The sequence below is a fragment of the Nitrosomonas communis genome, from assembly GCF_900114745.1.
In the GTDB taxonomy this organism is placed as follows: Bacteria; Pseudomonadota; Gammaproteobacteria; order Burkholderiales; family Nitrosomonadaceae; genus Nitrosomonas; species Nitrosomonas communis_A.
This window is the reverse complement of the sequence record NZ_FOUB01000019.1, coordinates 22,500-40,829: the sequence shown is the minus strand read 5'-3', so window position 1 is coordinate 40,829 and position 18,330 is coordinate 22,500. Positions and strand designations below refer to the sequence as shown.

16 protein-coding genes are annotated in these 18,330 nt (G+C 38.9%); 3 read left to right on the top strand and 13 right to left on the bottom strand.

Annotated features, from left to right (window positions below; translation table 11 throughout):
- Positions 1-910: 910 nt before the first annotated feature.
- On the top strand, positions 911-4,510 hold the full coding sequence (locus BM122_RS09130; RefSeq protein WP_074905280.1) for a tetratricopeptide repeat protein: 3,600 nt from the start codon (positions 911-913) through the stop codon (positions 4,508-4,510).
- A gap of 202 nt (positions 4,511-4,712) precedes the next feature.
- On the opposite strand, the gene galE is transcribed toward BM122_RS09130, so the two are convergent.
- Positions 4,713-5,732 (bottom strand): UDP-glucose 4-epimerase GalE, encoded by a 1,020-nt coding sequence (gene galE / locus BM122_RS09125; RefSeq protein WP_074905279.1) that lies wholly within the window; start codon positions 5,730-5,732, stop codon positions 4,713-4,715.
- Between the two features lie 293 nt (positions 5,733-6,025).
- Positions 6,026-6,226, bottom strand: coding sequence for a hypothetical protein (locus tag BM122_RS09120; protein ID WP_218152048.1), 201 nt, complete (start codon positions 6,224-6,226; stop codon positions 6,026-6,028).
- Positions 6,227-6,332: 106 nt separating this feature from the next.
- On the opposite strand from BM122_RS09120, the gene BM122_RS25025 reads away from it, so the two are divergent.
- Positions 6,333-6,455, top strand: a complete 123-nt coding sequence (locus tag BM122_RS25025) for a hypothetical protein (protein ID WP_256211973.1) — start codon at positions 6,333-6,335, stop codon at positions 6,453-6,455.
- Between the two features lie 72 nt (positions 6,456-6,527).
- A complete protein-coding gene (locus tag BM122_RS09115; RefSeq protein WP_083398422.1) occupies positions 6,528-6,677 on the top strand; it encodes a winged helix-turn-helix domain-containing protein in 150 nt (49 codons plus the stop codon).
- 840 nt (positions 6,678-7,517) lie between these two features.
- On the opposite strand, the gene BM122_RS09110 is transcribed toward BM122_RS09115, so the two are convergent.
- From BM122_RS09110 to dnaN, 11 genes are all read right to left on the bottom strand, one after another.
- On the bottom strand, positions 7,518-7,940 hold the full coding sequence (locus BM122_RS09110; protein WP_046848900.1) for a F0F1 ATP synthase subunit epsilon: 423 nt from the start codon (positions 7,938-7,940) through the stop codon (positions 7,518-7,520).
- Between the two features lie 27 nt (positions 7,941-7,967).
- The gene (gene atpD, locus BM122_RS09105) at positions 7,968-9,347 is read right to left on the bottom strand and encodes a F0F1 ATP synthase subunit beta (RefSeq protein ID WP_046848901.1); all 1,380 of its coding nucleotides are present in this window, start codon (positions 9,345-9,347) and stop codon (positions 7,968-7,970) included.
- 28 nt (positions 9,348-9,375) lie between these two features.
- Positions 9,376-10,257 carry a F0F1 ATP synthase subunit gamma gene (gene atpG, locus BM122_RS09100; protein ID WP_074905278.1) on the bottom strand — a complete coding sequence of 294 codons (882 nt, stop codon included), beginning with the start codon at positions 10,255-10,257 and terminating at the stop codon, positions 9,376-9,378.
- A 3-nt stretch (positions 10,258-10,260) separates the two neighbouring features.
- Positions 10,261-11,802: a F0F1 ATP synthase subunit alpha gene (gene atpA, locus BM122_RS09095; protein WP_074905277.1), complete on the bottom strand. Its 1,542-nt coding sequence runs from the start codon at positions 11,800-11,802 to the stop codon at positions 10,261-10,263.
- Positions 11,803-11,813: 11 nt separating this feature from the next.
- Positions 11,814-12,350, bottom strand: coding sequence for a F0F1 ATP synthase subunit delta (locus BM122_RS09090; RefSeq protein ID WP_074905276.1), 537 nt, complete (start codon positions 12,348-12,350; stop codon positions 11,814-11,816).
- Positions 12,350-12,823 carry a F0F1 ATP synthase subunit B gene (locus tag BM122_RS09085; protein ID WP_074905275.1) on the bottom strand — a complete coding sequence of 158 codons (474 nt, stop codon included), beginning with the start codon at positions 12,821-12,823 and terminating at the stop codon, positions 12,350-12,352. The genes BM122_RS09090 and BM122_RS09085 overlap by 1 nt, the downstream gene beginning before the upstream one ends.
- Before the next feature lie 38 nt (positions 12,824-12,861).
- Entirely contained in the window at positions 12,862-13,134 is a 273-nt protein-coding gene (gene atpE / locus BM122_RS09080; protein WP_046848906.1) for a F0F1 ATP synthase subunit C, read from the bottom strand.
- Between the two features lie 47 nt (positions 13,135-13,181).
- Complete coding sequence (atpB, locus tag BM122_RS09075) at positions 13,182-13,991, bottom strand: F0F1 ATP synthase subunit A (protein ID WP_074905274.1); 810 nt, start codon at positions 13,989-13,991, stop codon at positions 13,182-13,184.
- A gap of 27 nt (positions 13,992-14,018) precedes the next feature.
- On the bottom strand, positions 14,019-14,372 hold the full coding sequence (locus BM122_RS09070; protein WP_256211972.1) for an ATP synthase subunit I: 354 nt from the start codon (positions 14,370-14,372) through the stop codon (positions 14,019-14,021).
- A gap of 243 nt (positions 14,373-14,615) precedes the next feature.
- On the bottom strand, positions 14,616-17,024 hold the full coding sequence (gyrB, locus tag BM122_RS09065; protein ID WP_074905272.1) for a DNA topoisomerase (ATP-hydrolyzing) subunit B: 2,409 nt from the start codon (positions 17,022-17,024) through the stop codon (positions 14,616-14,618).
- A gap of 74 nt (positions 17,025-17,098) precedes the next feature.
- Entirely contained in the window at positions 17,099-18,220 is a 1,122-nt protein-coding gene (gene dnaN, locus BM122_RS09060; protein ID WP_074905271.1) for a DNA polymerase III subunit beta, read from the bottom strand.
- Positions 18,221-18,330 lie beyond the last annotated feature (110 nt).

The window sequence follows — 18,330 nt, the reverse complement described above, 5'->3', positions numbered from 1 at the left end:
AAATTATTCTAAAAACCTGATAAAAACTATGAATGAAATTTGGTTAATTGAATAATAAATTGGCTAAGATAATACTCGGTACTAGGTCGTTGTTTTAAAAAACATACCTAGTTCTTATCATTAACAAGATGAGTTCCACTTTTTAAGAAGGGAAGGCTCGAGTGGAGTTTCATAGCTGTAAACTATTAGCTGAGGAGCTAAGAATGTATTTACACTTGCACACTTTTTACCGCGATCGCAATGGCCAAAAACAATCCGATAGCGTTTCTTTTATTATCCATATTTGCCATTTGCGCGGTCAGGTCGCAATAAAGTTAGCATACGGATTCCTTAAATGTCCTGAAAGGAACAAATACAGCTTGGAATCATGAGTACCGCATGCGTCTATCCTGTAGCTACATTCAATGTTATTGGAAGATTCTTAAAAAACTCTTTCAGTATAGCCGATGCTATAAAACTTTCCGCTTTTCAATAGATGCATGCGAAACTTTTTTCACGATAATGGATCAATAAAATGCAAAATGCATATTTTGTTGTTTAATATTAATTTCTAAAATTTTCGGTAGCTAGCTATGGCTGGCTAATTATATTAATGACAACAAATTGCGTAATATTTGTTGATATTACTTATTTAGGTATTGAGGCGCATAATTTTAAAAGAAATCTAAAATTCTAAAAATTGCAATAGAATCCTTGCTTGAAAAGTCAAACTTATGACATATACAGACATTTTCGAAATCTTTTCGTTAATCCCAATTATGATTGCGTTATATGACATATCGTTTGTCATCCCCAGCACGGATGCATTATTGCTCATAGCTGTTGGAGTTATCTCACCAGCATCAATGTACCCGGTTTTATCTCCGATTTTCTATTCGCTATATCTTGTCCAATTGCGGTTCTTAAGATTATGAATCAAAAATTGCCGGATAAGTCTAAAAGAGCGATAGTTATATTTACAATCACATTAGCTATTATTTTCTCGCTTTTCTTTTATATTTATAAAGAGGAACGGTTAAAAGAATTTCTGCAATTAGTCAAACCCGATAGTATTTCAGTACAATATTTAAAGCTTCTTTTGAACATCAATCCTGATAATGCTGGTCTACGTCTTGAACTTGCCCGCCATTATATTAATTTAGGAGAAGATGATAAGGCTCACTTAGAGTTAGAGCCATTAACATTAATAGTAGAAGATAGTTTCATAGCGTTAGAAGCCAAACTCCTAATGCTAGAAATTGATTTAAGGAAATATTTCACATTGGCGGCAGAAGACCCAAATCGGGAAACAAAGCTAACTAAACTACAAAACATTATCACAGATATTAGTAAAAATCCGATTCCAGTCACTTTAATTTCTAAAGTTATTAAGCTTAGCCTGGAGCTTAATCAACCTGTTATTGCTGCAAATTTGTATGACCAATGGTCTACCATGATTCTCAATCCTACCGAAAGAATTGAGAAATTAAAAGAGTCAGCGCGATGGTATATCGCATCTGGATTACATTATAAGGTAGCAGAAGCATATCATAAATGCTATGAATTATCGGAGGATATAGTCGAGGCCAGAAAATTTGCATTTCTAGCGCTTCAAGCATTACGAGCAGTTGGTGATAGTAACTTAGCTGCGGAATATTTTCGCAACTATCAGCAGAAATTCCCGAAAGATCCAGCACTTCTTGATGAAATGATCACTCTTTATATGGCTAACAAGAGCCCAAGAAATGCCTATGAATTGGGCATCTTGCGTTTGACATTAGACCCTGACGATCCAGAGCAAATTAAAAAGCAAATTGATCGTGCGCTTGCCGTTGGAGAAATTCAGTCAGCGTTGGTCTTAGCTCAGCGGTTAGTAGAAATTGTTCCAGATGACGATGAAGCTCATGAGAGTTTAGCTCGTATTGCAGAATGGGCTGATAAACCGGGGTTAGCATTAAAAGCATGGTTATGGTTAGCTAGAAACAGACAAGATGATGTAGCGATTATCAATTCAATTACTCTTTCAAAAGCACTCTATTTTTTCAATATCACCATAGAAATGCTAGAGCAACTAGCAAGCATGCGTGAACTAACCGATGAAGAAATGGAAAATTTATTGTTTGCTTTTAATGAGGCAGGCAATATATCTGATCAAATTAATTTCTTGAAGTCCTATTTAAAGCGTTATCCGGAAGATATGCAGGTATGGGAAGCATTGGCTAAAGCACAAGAAAATGCGGGACAAATAGGCGAGGCCATAGCAACGTGGCAATCTATCGGATCACAATTCAATCGGCTATCAGATGCTGTGGCCCATCAAGCTAAATTATTGTGGAAAAATGGCCAATCTGAGAAGGCATTTTCAATATTATTATCAAATCAAGATAATGCATCAGATAAAGATGCTTATTACTGGCAGATTTTTGGCGAGCTTTCCTGGGAGTTAGAACGGCCTGAGGATTCATTTTCAGCTTATAACATTCTATGGAAAACGAAAAAAGCTAATACACTTGTTGCAGAGCGATTAATTCAAAGATTACGAGATACAGATAAAGCAGAAGAAGCTATTACAGTTGGTGAAGAAGCGTATGATCGCTTTAATGAACCTCGTTGGCTATTGCTTTCTATGGATATTGCTAATGAGGCAGGTTTATCAGCTCAACTGAAGCAGCTCTTACAAATAGCAATAAATAATGAATCGAAATTCAATGATTTAGAAATGTATTGGCTCTTGCGTGCTCAGTTAGATATTCATGAGAACAATCCAAAAATAGCTATAAAGCACTATCAACAAGCATTGACAGTTAATCCCGCGTCTATTGTTGCCAAAGAAGGCATTTTATGGAGTCTTATTGAGCAAAATGACAGAAAATTACTTCAATCTTACCTTAAAAGTTGGCAATCAGAAGCGTTAGAAAATCCATTGTTATGGGGCAGTTATGGTGTAGCTTTAGCTAAGATTGGTCAGCACAAAGAAGCTTTGTCTTGGCTTGAGCGCAAGTCACAAATCAGCCCTGATGATTATCTGTGGCAGCTTACCTATGCAGATGTCTTGAGCCAGGCTGGGTATGCAGACAAAGCCTGGCACTTGCGGAAACATGTTTTGTTTAACTTAAGATCTCGTTTTAACAAAATTGATAATGAGCTAAGCAAAAGAATTAAGGATATCTTGCGTACTGAATATTTAGCTTTAGTGCGGAATATGGAAGGCGCAAATGCTGAGGTGTCTGTTTTGAAAAAGTTTCTTGAAAAAGGATACGATGATCCCTTTGTTCAAGAGCTGCTTGTTGCTGCATATTTGTCTCAGAAGAATTATTCCGCTGCTCGGCATTGGTTACTGCAAGAACATATTGCCAGGCAAGAAACACCAAGTTGGCAGCGTCTTACCTTAGCTTTGGCAGAAAATAATCTCGCTACTGCTGAGCATATTCTTGAAAAAGAAAGCGATAAGCTTACAAAGATCAACAAAATGGAAGTGCTTAAACGTTTAGACAGAAATAAAGAGGCCTTAGCATTAACTTATGATCTTCTTGAGGAAAATAAAGACCAATCACTTGTATTGCAATCATATCTTTTTCATACCAGAGATGAATTGGCGGTGAAATCAAGCAGGCAAATAATAGGCAATGTTGATTTTAGAAGTCTTGGTGCTATAGATTTTATCGAAGGCCGGGCGCGTTTTAATACTCCCCTATTAGGAGGGGTACTTGGCATGGAACTGAAGAATACGTATTTGAATTCTACAGATCCCAACATTAGGTTACCTGCTGATACTGAAGTTGATCTTAGTACAGAATATAAACATCCTTTTAAAGAAGGAATGCTCCAGTTCAATCTGGGTGGCAATCTCAGAGAAGATGCCTCTCTGGTTTATGGCGCAGCTAGAGTCAACAAAGATATAACCAATAAAGTGAAAACAAGCTTGCGTGTTGGAGTGAATGAAATACCGTTTGAAACAGGGCCATTACGAGCGCTTGGAGCAAAAGATATCCTTTTATTCAATGTTACAACGCAATTACCATCAAACTCATTTATGAGTTTGGATATTGATGGTCATCGTTATCTGACGAGAGAAAGGAGTACTCTCGGTACAGGTTATAAATTGCAAGGAATTCTGGGAAAATCTCTACTTACGGGCATTCAAGATTGGCAAGTTAGATTACAAGGTACATGGGAAAGCAATGACTTAGTAGGAATACTCCCTTCTGAATTGAATGGGTTATTGGGAGCATCTGTAGCGAATGTGGAAACATTCATCACACAAAAATTCGGTACGATGGGTGCAGGAACGGCTTTTCGTTATGGAGGATCCGATCAAGGTGTATTGAGACAACCTTTTATTCTTGCAGATGCTTGGGCAGGATGGGTATGGCCTAATGATGTTTTTGGGTATAACGGCCGGCTAGCTATGGGGGTTTCATTATTTGGCCGAGACACACTTAGTGTCGGAGCATTTTATAGTAATATCCAAGGGGGTAAGACTGATCAAGCTTTTAAGGGAGTTGGCCTTCAATACTCTATTCGTTTCTAAGCTTTGGAGAATTTAATCCAGAAATTGGATCGATTCTTCATTCAAATCCCGGCAGCTTCCTACGAAATTTCTGATCTGCTTAACCCAATTTGCAAGTTTGACAATGCTCTAATAAAGGAATTATTCAAAATAAAATAGAGTATTTTTAAAAGTTCAAACACGATGGGGCTATCTATCAATTCGATAGTATTATTTTATAATATTATCCTTTATATCCATTAGGGTTGTCACTTTGCCAGCGCCATGAATCTGCACAGGCATCTTTAAGAGATTTTTGGGCTTGCCAGCCTAAGAGAGAATGCGCTAGGCTTGGATCAGCATAACATGCTGCGATATCACCGGGCCGCCGGTCAGTAATTTTGTAAGGTATCTTTACGCCACTTGCATGTTCGAATGCATTAACAAGCTCAAGCACGCTTGTGCCTTTGCCTGTACCAACATTTATTGCACGATACTCGTTCGGTGTAGCAGGTATGTTTAGAGCTGCTACGTGTGCTTTCGCAAGGTCGGTTACATGAATATAGTCACGTACGCCTGTACCATCAGGGGTAGGATAGTCATTACCAAATACAGAAAGCTCCTTGAGTTTGCCGACTGCAACCTGACTGACATAGGGCATAAGGTTATTAGGTATATCGCTTGGATCTTCACCGATAGTTCCGGACTCGTGCGCACCTATTGGATTAAAATAGCGCAGTGCAGTAATTTGCCAGTTATTATTGGTTATTGCAAGATCCATGAGCATAGTCTCAATAATAAGCTTTGTTTGACCATACGGGTTAGTAACTTTAGCGGGGAGTGTGGCAGATTCTTTGATCGGAACGATTACTGGGTCACCATAAACGGTGGCTGATGAGCTGAAAACCAATTGCCTGACCTCATGAGATTCCATAGCCTCTAATAATGAGATTGTGGAAATAAGGTTATTATTGTAATACTTGAGTGGCACTCTCACCGACTCGCCCACCGCTTTAAGACCAGCAAAATGAATAACACCGTCAATTTGATGCTTTGAAAATATTTCTTCAAGTGCTTGCTTATTACGGACGTCTTTTTCGTAAAATGCAAGTTTTTTTCCAACAATTTTCTCGATTCGATTTATCGCTACTTTACTACTATTTAATAGATTATCAATGATAATGACATCGTGTTTATTGTTAAGCAGCTCTATGATAGTATGGCTACCAATATAGCCAGCACCACCTGTTACAAGAATATTCATTTTGTATGCCTCAAAGTTAATTTCGGTTGAATCTCACATTTGCCAAGAACAAATTATAGTGTCGGATAATCATGAATAACAAGATATCCGTGCAACACAGATTTATTCTTTCAAAATGAAAATATTAAGCATGATGCTCATGCCATCGTGTTTAGTTCAATAACTCAAATTTTTGCTCACAATCGACTTCAAGCGTTTTGCAAAAAAGACGAAGATAAAAGATGAAGATGCGTGAAAATTCACTTCGAATCACAAAAAATTATGATACATCAATCCCAGTCATATAATGTGAATTAAGAGCTAACTCGTAAAAAATTCCAGAAAAACAGAGCCGCAGCCAGCTTTCCGAATACATGCACCATCAGCCCCTTATAAGAACGAACTTTGCTGGCACATTTAATGCCTGTTTTTTCTTCAATCCAGGCAAATAATGCTTCAATCGGTTGCCGAATACGAGCAACTGCTGTAGATAACCATTGATCCTGTGGTTCCATATAGAGTTGCCCTTTTTGTTTTTAACGGGTGTTAAGACGGTCAGATTCTGAGCTTCTCTGACCTCTTCGGCGCCAGGGCGTTGAGCGCTTACAATATAAGTAACTTATGAAAGAGAGTATGGTGATGGCACGAGTAGCGAGCGGTAAAGAAGTTTCGGAACAAGCAAAGAATTTGTTGGTTAATGGAAGAACAATAGAAGAATTAATTCCATTTCTAAATCAAAACTGACTTTGTTGGCTTCAACTTGCCATATTATTTATACTGTCTGCGGATCGCCTTAGTGTCAGTTTTGATTTGGAAATGGATAAACGGCTGGGTAAGCGCGTAGCACTCTCAACGATTTATCGAATACTAGCACGCCATGGCTGGTGTAAACTTGTGCCAGATATCACTCATCCTCAGGGAAATCCTGCATTGCTCGAGGATTGGAAAAAATTAAAGAGCGGCTAGATGAATGGTAGCCAGCGGAGGTAACCATCGACCGCTACGCTTGATGTTCCAGGATGAAATGCGCTTTGGACGCACTGTAGACTAGCATTATTGTTATGCCGCCATCCAGATGGACCACGGATGAGTGCCGTGGTGGCGAAGGAGTATACTTATGCTTATGGGGCCCGCCAGTCCCACTGACTGATCCTTTGACAGTCTGGTATTACCTCATGTCAGCAGCGATTACATGCAGATTTTCATCAATGGGGTTGCCAACCATTAATCTGATGATAATGTCGTTATGATCCTTGATGGTCCGGCTGGCAGATAAAAGCAAGGATTACCATTTGTCTGATAACCTCCGTTAGTTATGCCTGCTACCGTATTCACCCGAACTGAATCTGCAGAAACATATTTGAGATGAGCTGCAAGAAAAATAATTTCATAACCGCGTGCTTGACAGCATTGATGCGCTCGAGAATCATTTGGTTGGTGTACATTATATGATCTCGAAAATGCTCCTGCGTTAATCAAAGTATAATCGGCTGGGATTAAATTATTAATTTAGTTTTTATTACAAATTAAAATTGGACCTAATTGGCAAATACACGCATCATTTTTGCAGCATATATGTCGCCGTATAGCTTATTTTAGACAGGAAAATAAACAAAGAAATCCATTACAGATTTACGTACCGAATACGACATTAAGTGCGCTTTGATATATCAATTGTAATTTCTTTACTCCCTTTCTTCTTTCAAAGAAAGGGAGTAACAGTAGTATCATATGCAGAAGTTGAAAGAAAGCCTAGCCTCTTTTATTTATTCTACCTATGGGCTGGTTCCAAGATGCCTCTATTTTCTAATGTCCGCGATTTCTGAGTTTTTGAATGGCAGTAAGTTGCGCCGCAGCTTCAATTAATTCAGCTTGTGCACGCGCATATTCAATCTCAGATATTTTATTCTTCATAGCCTCTTCAGCTCTTCGCTTTGCTTCTAAAGCTTTAGCCTCGTCAAGATCGTTACCGCGTATGGCAGTATCAGCTAGTATTGTTACCACGTCTGGTTGAACTTCTAACATACCACCTGATACATAAACTGCTTCTTCGTCTTTTAACGGAGCCTTAATTCTCACCATACCTGATCGAATACGAGTTAGCATTGGCGTGTGATTAGGAAAAATGCCCACTTCGCCCATAAGTGCAGGTGCCGCAATAAACTCTGCGGGTCCAGAATATATTGATTCTTCAGCACTTACAATATCCAGATGAAATATTGTTCCCATTTGGTTTATATATTATATTTGCTATATTTATTGAATCGTCTTGGCTTTCTCAATCGCTTCTTCGATTCCACCAACCATATAAAAAGCCTGCTCTGGCACATCATCATATTCACCATTAACAATTCCTTTAAATCCTTTGATTGTTTCTTTCAATGGCACATATTTGCCGGGTGAGCCAGTAAATACTTCTGCAACAAAGAATGGTTGGGATAAGAATCTCTGAATCTTTCTTGCCCTGCTTACAGTTAATTTATCTTCAGGTGAAAGTTCATCCATGCCAAGAATTGCAATAATATCGCGCAATTCCTTATAACGTTGCAATGTTTGTTGTACTGCACGGGCAGTATTGTAATGATCCTCTCCAACAATCATTGGATCTAATTGTCGAGAAGTAGAATCAAGTGGATCAACTGCAGGATAAATTCCCAGCGACGCGATATCACGCGATAATACGACTGTAGCATCAAGATGCCCGAATGTTGTTGCTGGTGAAGGATCAGTTAAATCATCCGCGGGCACATAAACAGCTTGAATGGATGTAATAGAACCTGTTTTAGAAGACGTAATACGTTCTTGTAAACGTCCCATTTCTTCAGCAAGAGTAGGTTGATAGCCTACAGCAGAAGGCATCCGTCCAAGCAACGCAGATACTTCTGTTCCAGCAAGTGTGTAACGGTAAATATTATCTACGAAAAACAAGACATCACGACCCTCATCACGGAATGATTCTGCCATGGTCAACCCAGTTAATGCTACTCGCAAACGATTACCTGGTGGCTCATTCATCTGACCATAAACCAGAGCGACCTTATCCAATACCTTGGATTCCTTCATCTCATGGTAAAAATCATTACCTTCCCGAGTTCTTTCTCCAACACCCGCGAATACAGAGTAGCCACTATGCTCAATCGCAATATTACGGATCAACTCCATCATATTCACAGTCTTACCTACACCTGCCCCTCCAAACAAACCAATTTTCCCGCCTTTAGCAAATGGACAGACTAAATCAATAACTTTAATACCCGTTTCTAATAATTCAGTTGAAGCTGTAAGTTCATCAAAAGCAGGCGCAGCACGATGAATGGGCATGCTTTTATCAGCACCGATGTCTCCCATTTCATCAATAGGTCTACCCAGCACATCCATAATACGTCCAAGCGTTTTTGTACCAACCGGCACTGTGATCTGCTTTTCCGTATTTTCAACTGTCATTCCACGACGCAATCCTTCTGACGATCCGAGAGCAATTGTCCTTACAATCCCATCTCCTAGCTGTTGCTGTACTTCAAGTGTTAAATCCGTGCCTTTCATTATCAGTGCGTCATAAACATTAGGAACACTTTCCCTCTGAAACTCAACATCAATCACTGCACCGATACATTGAACAATTTTACCCTGGCTCATTATTGTTCCCTAAAAACTAAAATATTGATTAAACAGCGGCTGCACCGCCAACAATTTCAGATAATTCTTTTGTAATAGCCGCTTGACGAGACTTATTGTAAATCAAGGTCAATTCATTAATTAAATTACCTGCATTATCTGAAGCAGCTTTCATAGCAACCATTCTAGCAGATTGCTCCGATGCCATATTTTCCGTAACGGCCTGATAGATTAATGCTTCAACATATCTAATCATAATATCGTCTATTATTGGTTTCGCTTCAGGCTCGTATAAATAATCCCATAATTTCTTCTGCTCGGTATCCTGCTTTCCTACACGCATACGCTCGTCGGATAATGGCAACAACTGCTCCATCGCGGGCTCTTGCTTCATCGTATTCACAAAGCGATTGTAGAAAAGATAAACCCTGTCAAAACGATCCGCTGTATACCCATCAAGTACAATTTTTATAGCACCTATCAGTTTCTCGATATTTGCTGTATCACCAAGACCTGTTATCTGCGAAATGATATTTGCTCCAATACGACTCATAAAACCCAGGCCTTTGTTACCAATACAACAGACTTCGATTTGCTCGCCTTCAGTTTCCCACGTACGCATCTGATTAACAGCTTTACGCAGCACATTAGTATTTAGTCCGCCGCACAAGCCTTTGTCTGAGGTCACTACAATAATACCAACACGTTTTACCGTGTCACGTTGGATCAAAAAAGGATGCCGATATTCCGTACTTGCACGACTCATATGAGCAGCGACATTGCGGATCTTTTCGCCATATGGTCGTGCTTTTCTCATGCGCTCCTGAGCTTTACGCATTTTTGACGCAGCAACCATTTCCATAGCACGAGTAATCTTCTGCGTATTCTTAACGCTTCGGATTTTATTGCGTATCTCCCTGCTTCCAGCCATCAGTTAATATGTCCCAGTTTTTTTAAATTCTTCGATTGCTGCAGATAACGCTTGCTCAGTCGCATCATCCAGATTTTTGGTTGTTTCAATCTTATCCATAATTTCAGCATGTTGATTACGCATATAGCTCCTCAAAGCTGCTTCAAATGCTAAACCTCGCTTGACTTCAACATCATCAAGATATCCCTTATTCAACGCAAAAAGCGTCAACGCCATCTCTGAAACACTCAAGGTAGCAAACTGCGACTGTTTCATCAGCTCGGTTGCCATTTTTCCGCGCTCAAGTTGCTTACGGGTTGCTTCATCTAAATCTGATGCAAACTGTGCAAAAGCAGCAAGTTCACGATATTGCGCTAATGCTAATCGTATACCGCCACCTAGTTTTTTAATTACTTTTGTTTGTGCTGCCCCGCCGACGCGCGATACAGAAATACCTGCATTAATAGCAGGACGAATTCCAGCATTAAATAAATCTGTTTCTAGAAATATTTGTCCATCAGTAATGGAGATAACATTGGTGGGCACAAATGCAGTCACGTCACCTGCTTGCGTTTCAATTATTGGTAACGCTGTTAACGATCCTGTTTTTCCCTTAACCGCTCCCTTTGTATATTTTTCGACATAATCTGCACTTACCCTTGCTGCACGTTCCAACAAGCGAGAATGTAGATAAAACACGTCTCCTGGATAAGCTTCCCGGCCCGGAGGTCGACGGAGCAATAACGATATTTGACGATATGCCCAAGCCTGTTTAGTCAAATCATCATATACGATGAGCGCATCTTGTCCTCTATCTCTAAAATATTCACCCATCGTGCAACCTGAATAGGGCGCTATAAATTGCATCGCGGCGGATTCAGAAGCTGATGCTACAACGACAATGGTATATTCCATTGCGCCATGCTCCTCAAGTTTACGCACAACGTTCGCAATTGATGAAGCTTTTTGCCCAATTGCCACATAGATACAGATCATATTCTCACCTTTCTGATTAATGATTGCATCTATTGCTACAGCCGTTTTCCCGGTCTGGCGATCCCCAATGATCAATTCGCGCTGGCCTCGACCAACTGGTACCATGGAGTCAATGGCCTTAAGCCCGGTTTGAACTGGTTGATCAACAGATTGTCGCCAAATAACGCCTGGTGCAATTTTCTCTATAGGCTCTGTTTCCTTAGCTGCGATAGGCCCTTTTCCATCTATGGGTTGTCCTAATGCGTTAACTACCCGTCCTAACAAACCTTCACCAACTGGTACTTCTAATATCCGTCCTGTACATTTGACAGTATCGCCTTCAGTGAGGTGTTCATAAGCACCCAGAATAACCGCACCGACTGAATCTCTTTCTAAATTCAATGCCAAACCAAAGGTATTGCCTGGAAACTCAAGCATTTCACCTTGCATCACATCTGAAAGTCCGTGAATTCGAACAATGCCATCAGTTAACGATACGATGGTGCCTTGAGTACGAACTTCAGTCGATATAGAAAGTCCTTCAATCCTACTTTTAATCAGCTCACTGATTTCTGATGGGTTTAACTGCATTTTAATAACTCCTAGCTTTTGAGGGCAACAGACATGGTCTCGAGTTTACCGCGTACGGAGCTATCAATAACTTCATCGCCAATTACTATCTTTACTCCGCCTATTAACTCTGGATCTATGTTTACTTTTGCTTTAATTTTACATTTGAATTTATTTTCAAGCACCGACACTAATTTCTCTAATTGGCTATCTGAAATAGCGTATGCAGAAATAATATTTGCCTCCAGTATTTCTTCAAACTGAGCTTTTAATTGTTCATACAGAGCACTCAATTGAGGAAGCACATCTAATCGATTATTTTCAATCAATAAATTAACTAAATTTCTTCCTTCACTATCGAGCTTATTTTCACAAACCTCCAAAATTATTTCAGCTAACTTGTTGGCTGGTACGCCTGGATCTGAAATAAGAGTTCGTATTTGCTCTATTGATGTTGCCTCTGTAAGAGCATTGAGCATATCCGACCAAGAGGATAATGCATTCTTTTCCTTTGCTAATTTAAATACTGCCTCAGCATAAGGTCTAGCAATTGTTATTTCCTCAGCCATTACTTTAACTCTTCTTGAATTGATGCAAGCAGATCAGCATGGACTTTGGCATTTACCTCACGCCGCAATATTTTCGTTGCACCTGCTAATGCTAAATTGGCAATTTGCTGGCGTAAAGCTTCTTTTGCTCCAAATATTTCATGCTCAATTTCAGCTTTAGCGGCTGTCAATATCCGCTCTCCTTCGATCCTTGCACTATCCTTAGCTTCTTCAACAATCTCCGCTGCTCGCTTCTCAGCTTGTGTAATAATTTCTGTGGCGTGCTGTTTAGCTTCTTTTAATGCCTCTGAAGATCTTTGGCTTGCAAGCTCTAACTCTTTTTTGCCACGCTCGCCAGCAGCTAAGCCATCGGCAATTTGCTTTTGACGCTCTTCAATTGCACGCAACAAAGGTGGCCATACAAATTTGACCGTAAACCATACAAATATCGAAAAGGCTACTGCTTGAGATATGAGAGTGAAATTAATATTCATAGCCAGCTTCGTGTAAGTTTTATTAATACAAATAAATATTATTGAATTACTGCTAATAAGGGATTACCGAAAGCAAATAGCATGGCTAAGCCAACAGCAATGATGAATGATGCATCAGTCAATCCTAATAATAAGAAGACTTTACCTTGTAAAGTAGGAATCATCTCTGGCTGGCGTGCAGCGCCCTCAAGAAAGCGACTACACATAACACCCACCCCAATACATGCTCCTGCTGCACCCAACCCAATCATCAAACCAATTCCTATTCCTGTGTAAGCTTGTATCATTGCGAGAAATTGCAAATTTTCCATTGTTTTTTCCTTCCTTTAAAAATTATGTTAAAAAAACTTATATCTATTTAATGTGACTCATGCGCCATTGATAAATAAACCACTGCGAGCATCATAAAAATAAATGCTTGGAGTGTTACTATCAGTATATGAAAAATTAACCATCCCACGCCCAGAATCACGCTAAAAAAGGAGCCTGTAACGCCAGTTGCAGCCCACATCCCTAAAAGGAGGAAAATGATTTCTCCTGCGTAGATATTCCCAAAAAGTCGCAGAGAATGAGACAGTGGCTTTGATACATACTCAATAATGTTAAACAATAAATTCAGCGGCCAAAGTATCGGATTTTTACCGAATGGCGTACAAAACAGCTCATACGTCCACCCTCCTAATCCCTTGACTTTAACGTTAAAGAATATCATTAAGAGCCATATGGAGAGTGCTAATGCAAACGTGGTATTCACATCGGTAGTTGGAACAGTGCGCCAATTATGCACTCCAAATACATGATCATAAATCCATGCCATAATATCAATCGGCAACAAATCCATTGTATTAAGCAGCAATACCCATACGAAAATAGTCAAGGCTGCTGGTGCGACAAATCTATGCCTATCACCATGAAATGTATTTTTTACTTGTGTATCGACAAATTCCACAAGTAATTCTACAAAAGCCTGTCGTTTAGTAGGTACACCAGGGGTAGCTCTACGGACGATTAGCCACAAAACCCCCATTCCCAGGATGCCGAGAATGATAGACATCAGCAATGTGTCCACATGCAATGTCCAAAACGGCTCTTCTCCCAGAGATACAGTTAAGTTAGTAAGATGATGGTTTATATATGAGGTTGGAGTAAGCTCAAGATCTGATGCCATTATTAAATTATCTGCTATTTAATTTTGTTATTTAATATCTTTAGTATTATCAGGCACAAATAAAGCCATACTAAAGATGATTACTGTTATGATAAATACCCCGATAAACGCACTAGCATTAACTTCTTTATACACTACAAACACCGTCCAAAGCAGAGCTATTATAACGACTATTTTTATTGCTTCTGCTCTGAGAGCAGTACGTATTGCCCCGCCAGCTGTAAATCCCTTATGATGAGAAATTATGAATGCATAAACTGTAGAAGAAACTACATTGACCATTCCACCAAGAAATCCTGAAATAGCCCCATGTAACCCCAATACTCCCCAAAATACTAGCGCAATAAATACTGTAAATAATACTTGCCAGCGTATCACCACGTGCAGTGGCTTATTCCGTATCCAAGGCATAAGTATTCTCGCTTAGAACCGAAAAATTTTCAGCTACACGCACATATAAAAGTACAGGATTCTAACCCGCTTAGGCTTATCAGTCAACGCGGACTGATTCAAAAAATATAAAAAATGCAAATATCATAGGATGATTACAAATTGATTTGTGAAATAGATCATGTATTTTATTCTATAGAGACTGAAGAAGTATGCTTTGAAAACAAAATTCTTCTATATATCTAGATTGGTTACTCGTAATGCATTTTTTTCAATGAATTCTCTACGAGGCTCTACGACATCTCCCATGAGGGTGGTAAAAATTTCATCTGTAAGAATACTGTCTTCAATTTGTGCGCGTAACAAACAACGGTTAACAGGATCCATAGTAGTTTCCCATAATTGTCCCGGGTTCATTTCTCCCAATCCTTTATAACGCTGAATATTGACTCCTTTTTTTGCTTCTTCCAATAACCAATCGAGCACTTCCTTAAATTCTTTGATAGACTGCTTTTCTTCACCACGCTTGATTATTGCATTTTCTCCTATTAAACCATCAAGGACTTGTGCAGTTTTTTGAATTTGCAAAAAATCAGAACTTTGTAGAAAATCATGATCCAGATAACTAATCTGAACATTACCGTGATATACATGAATGATCTTTAGACGGAAATGTTCAAATACATCATTGAATTCTGCTGTGATTTCAATATTATGTAGTAATGAAGTTAGGCTAGCTGCACTATTCAATGCCGCTATCTCATTACTTAGATCGATATTAGGTTGCTTAAGCAAAGCGTATAAAACATCCCTGTCAATAAATCTACTCATACGGTCGATAACGGCTTCTGCTAATAAATATTCACGGGCAATATTTGCCAGAGTTTCACCGGCAAGAGGTGGTTTATTTTCATGAGCATAAAGTTGAGCTCTGGTCAGAGCTAAACCAAGCATATATTGTTTTAGTTCATAATCATCCTTGACATAACGCTCTTCTTTACCATTTTTAATTTTGTAAAGTGGTGGCTGAGCGATGTAAATGTGTCCGCGTTCGATCAATTCAGGCATTTGTCGATAAAAGAATGTCAACAAAAGCGTGCGAATATGTGAGCCATCGACATCTGCGTCAGTCATAATGATAATGCGATGGTAGCGTAATTTGTCAGGATTAAACTCATCTTTACCAATGCCTGTTCCAAGCGCAGTTATAAGTGAAATAATTTCCTGCGAAGAAATCAATTTATCAAAGCGAGATTTTTCCACATTTAGTATTTTTCCCTTAAGCGGCATGATGGCCTGAAATTTTCGATCTCGTCCCTGTTTAGCAGATCCTCCAGCTGAATCACCTTCTACCAGATAAAGTTCACATAATGCTGGATCTTTTTCTTGGCAATCAGCAAGCTTTCCCGGCAGCCCCATACTGTCTAATACGCCTTTGCGACGAGTTAATTCACGTGCTTTTCTAGCTGCTTCACGTGCCCTAGCTGCATCGATGATTTTGTTGCAGATCATTTTTGCATCACTCGGATGCTCTAGCAAAAATTCTGAAAGTTTTTGTGTCACGATTTCTTCCACTACAGGACGCACTTCGGATGACACAAGCTTTTCTTTTGTTTGTGATGAAAATTTAGGTTCAAATAACTTAACCGATAGAACACAGGTCAATCCTTCACGCATATCATCACCTGTTGTATCCACCTTAGCCTTTTTAGCTAATTCATTTTTTTCGATATAGCTATTAAGTGTGCGTGTCATCGCAGCTCGCAACCCAGTCAAGTGAGTGCCCCCATCTTTTTGTGGAATATTATTTGTAAAACACAAAACTTGTTCTGTGTAACTATCATTCCACTGCATCGAGACTTCTACCGCTATATTATCTTTCATGCCATTAGCGTAAAAAATGGCAGGATGCAATACTGTCTTTGTTCGATTAATATATTCAACAAAATTACGAATACCTCCTGCGAAAGCAAATACTTCTTCCTTGTCATTACGCTGATCAATCAGCTTAATTTTGATGCCATTATTCAGAAAAGAAAGCTCACGTAACCGCTTTGCAAAGATGTCATAGTGAAAGGTTATATCTCCAAAAATTTCCTTACTCGCTAAAAAGTGTACTTCGGTTCCATGCTTTTCAGTTTCACCAATCACACTCAATGGTGAAAGCGACACACCTTTTTGAAATTCAATATAATTAATTTTCCCTTCACGTCGAATGGTTAAGTGCAACCACTCTGACAGAGCGTTTACTACGGACACGCCGACTCCATGCAATCCTCCAGATACTTTGTAAGAATTATCATCAAACTTTCCACCGGCATGTAATTCGGTCATAACGATTTCAGCAGCTGATCGTTTCAACTCATCGTCTTGCTTTATGCCAGTTGGAATGCCCCGACCATTGTCGTGTACACTAATAGAGTTGTCAGGGTGGATAATCACGGAAATTTCGTCACAGTAACCAGCCAAGGCCTCGTCAATAGCATTATCGACTACTTCAAATACCATATGGTGTAGCCCGGTACCGTCACTGGTATCGCCGATGTACATACCAGGACGTTTACGAACAGCATCAAGCCCTTTTAGAATTTTAATGCTATCTGAATTGTATTCAGGAGATTTACTGAGTTTTTTTTCGTTCATCATGCTTGCACTTTTATCAATACATGTTTAAAAATATTTTGCCTACCAAAGTAATTTTGGAGTTTTTTTCTTTTTTACAATCGCATCGGCATCACGACATATTTAAAATGATCATTCTTTGGAATGGTTATTAAAGTACTACTATTAGCATTTTCAAAAGCACATTGAACGCTATCGCTATTGAGATTATTTAATACATCCAGCAAGTAATTAATATTAAAGCTGATATCGATAGTATCTTGGTTATAGTCAATTTCAAGATCTTCTTGGGCTTCCTCTTGCTCACTATTTTTACAAACGATACTTAACATGCCATTTGAAATCACTAGTCTTACGCCGCGAAACTTCTCATTTGCATTGGATAGAATGGCAACTCGCTGCAATCCTTGCAAAAAACTTTGACGATCTATACTGAATTGCTTGGTATTATTCACGGGAATCGCACGATTGAAGTCTGGAAATTTCCCTTCGATGACTTTGGAAGTTAATACAATATCTGAAAAAGCAAAGCGTATCTTTTTTGGAAAGACTTCTATAATAACGGGTTCTTCAGTTTCATTAAGTAATTTTGAAAGCTCCTGCACAGTTTTTCGGGGGATGATAGTTTCTTTTCTTTCCCATTCATCTTCCAATTCAATTGAAGCATAGCTAAGACGATGACTATCCGTAGCTATAAACTTTAGATATTTGCCTTCGATTAAAAGCAATAATCCATTCAGATAATAGCGAATGTCCTGCTGCGCCACAGCATATTGTACTAAGTGAAGAAGATTCTTTAAATTTTGTTGCGAGAGCGTAAGCGTGCTCTCTGGCATTTCTTCCTTTGGCATTCTCGGAAAATCATCTGCAGGAAGTATTTGCAAGCTGAAACGGCTTTTAATCGCGTTAATTTGTAGACGATTATCAATTTTTGCTAGGGTAACTTCTGTATCGGAAGAAAAAGTACGCAATATCTCCAGCATCTTTTTTGATGAAACGGTAAGAGCAGAAAATTCCTGTGAGATTACTGTTTCAGAAGTTTGTAAATACGTTTCAATTTCTATTTCAAGATCAGTGGTTACAAAAATGATTTTCCCGTTCTCTTGCTTAATAAACACGTTGGAAAGTATTGGTAGAGTATGACGCCGCTCAACAATGCCATTAACAATTTGCAAAGGCTTAAGTAAAAAGTCCCGGCTAGCTTTTATTAAATTCATATTATTTAAACTTTAATAAGAGTATATAAATATAATTCAATTCCGGTATATCTATAAAAATAGAATAAATATCAAAAACTTAAATAGAATTCCAGGCTTGTATAAAATAA

Bases quoted from the DNA above. Each gene is read 5' to 3' on its own strand.
- atpA (WP_074905277.1), bottom strand. From the start codon at position 11,802: ATGCAGTTAAACCCATCAGAAATCAGTGAGCTGATTAAAAGTAGGATT.
- gyrB (WP_074905272.1), bottom strand. From the start codon at position 17,024: ATGAACGAAAAAAAACTCAGTAAATCTCCTGAATACAATTCAGATAGC.
- galE (WP_074905279.1), bottom strand. From the start codon at position 5,732: ATGAATATTCTTGTAACAGGTGGTGCTGGCTATATTGGTAGCCATACT.
- BM122_RS09120 (WP_218152048.1), bottom strand. From the start codon at position 6,226: ATGGAACCACAGGATCAATGGTTATCTACAGCAGTTGCTCGTATTCGG.
- dnaN (WP_074905271.1), bottom strand. From the start codon at position 18,220: ATGAATTTAATAAAAGCTAGCCGGGACTTTTTACTTAAGCCTTTGCAA.
- atpE (WP_046848906.1), bottom strand. From the start codon at position 13,134: ATGGAAAATTTGCAATTTCTCGCAATGATACAAGCTTACACAGGAATA.
- BM122_RS25025 (WP_256211973.1), top strand. From the start codon at position 6,333: ATGAAAGAGAGTATGGTGATGGCACGAGTAGCGAGCGGTAAAGAAGTT.
- BM122_RS09085 (WP_074905275.1), bottom strand. From the start codon at position 12,823: ATGAATATTAATTTCACTCTCATATCTCAAGCAGTAGCCTTTTCGATA.
- BM122_RS09090 (WP_074905276.1), bottom strand. From the start codon at position 12,350: ATGGCTGAGGAAATAACAATTGCTAGACCTTATGCTGAGGCAGTATTT.
- atpD (WP_046848901.1), bottom strand. From the start codon at position 9,347: ATGAGCCAGGGTAAAATTGTTCAATGTATCGGTGCAGTGATTGATGTT.
- BM122_RS09115 (WP_083398422.1), top strand. From the start codon at position 6,528: ATGGATAAACGGCTGGGTAAGCGCGTAGCACTCTCAACGATTTATCGA.
- atpG (WP_074905278.1), bottom strand. From the start codon at position 10,257: ATGGCTGGAAGCAGGGAGATACGCAATAAAATCCGAAGCGTTAAGAAT.
- BM122_RS09130 (WP_074905280.1), top strand. From the start codon at position 911: ATGAATCAAAAATTGCCGGATAAGTCTAAAAGAGCGATAGTTATATTT.
- BM122_RS09110 (WP_046848900.1), bottom strand. From the start codon at position 7,940: ATGGGAACAATATTTCATCTGGATATTGTAAGTGCTGAAGAATCAATA.
- atpB (WP_074905274.1), bottom strand. From the start codon at position 13,991: ATGGCATCAGATCTTGAGCTTACTCCAACCTCATATATAAACCATCAT.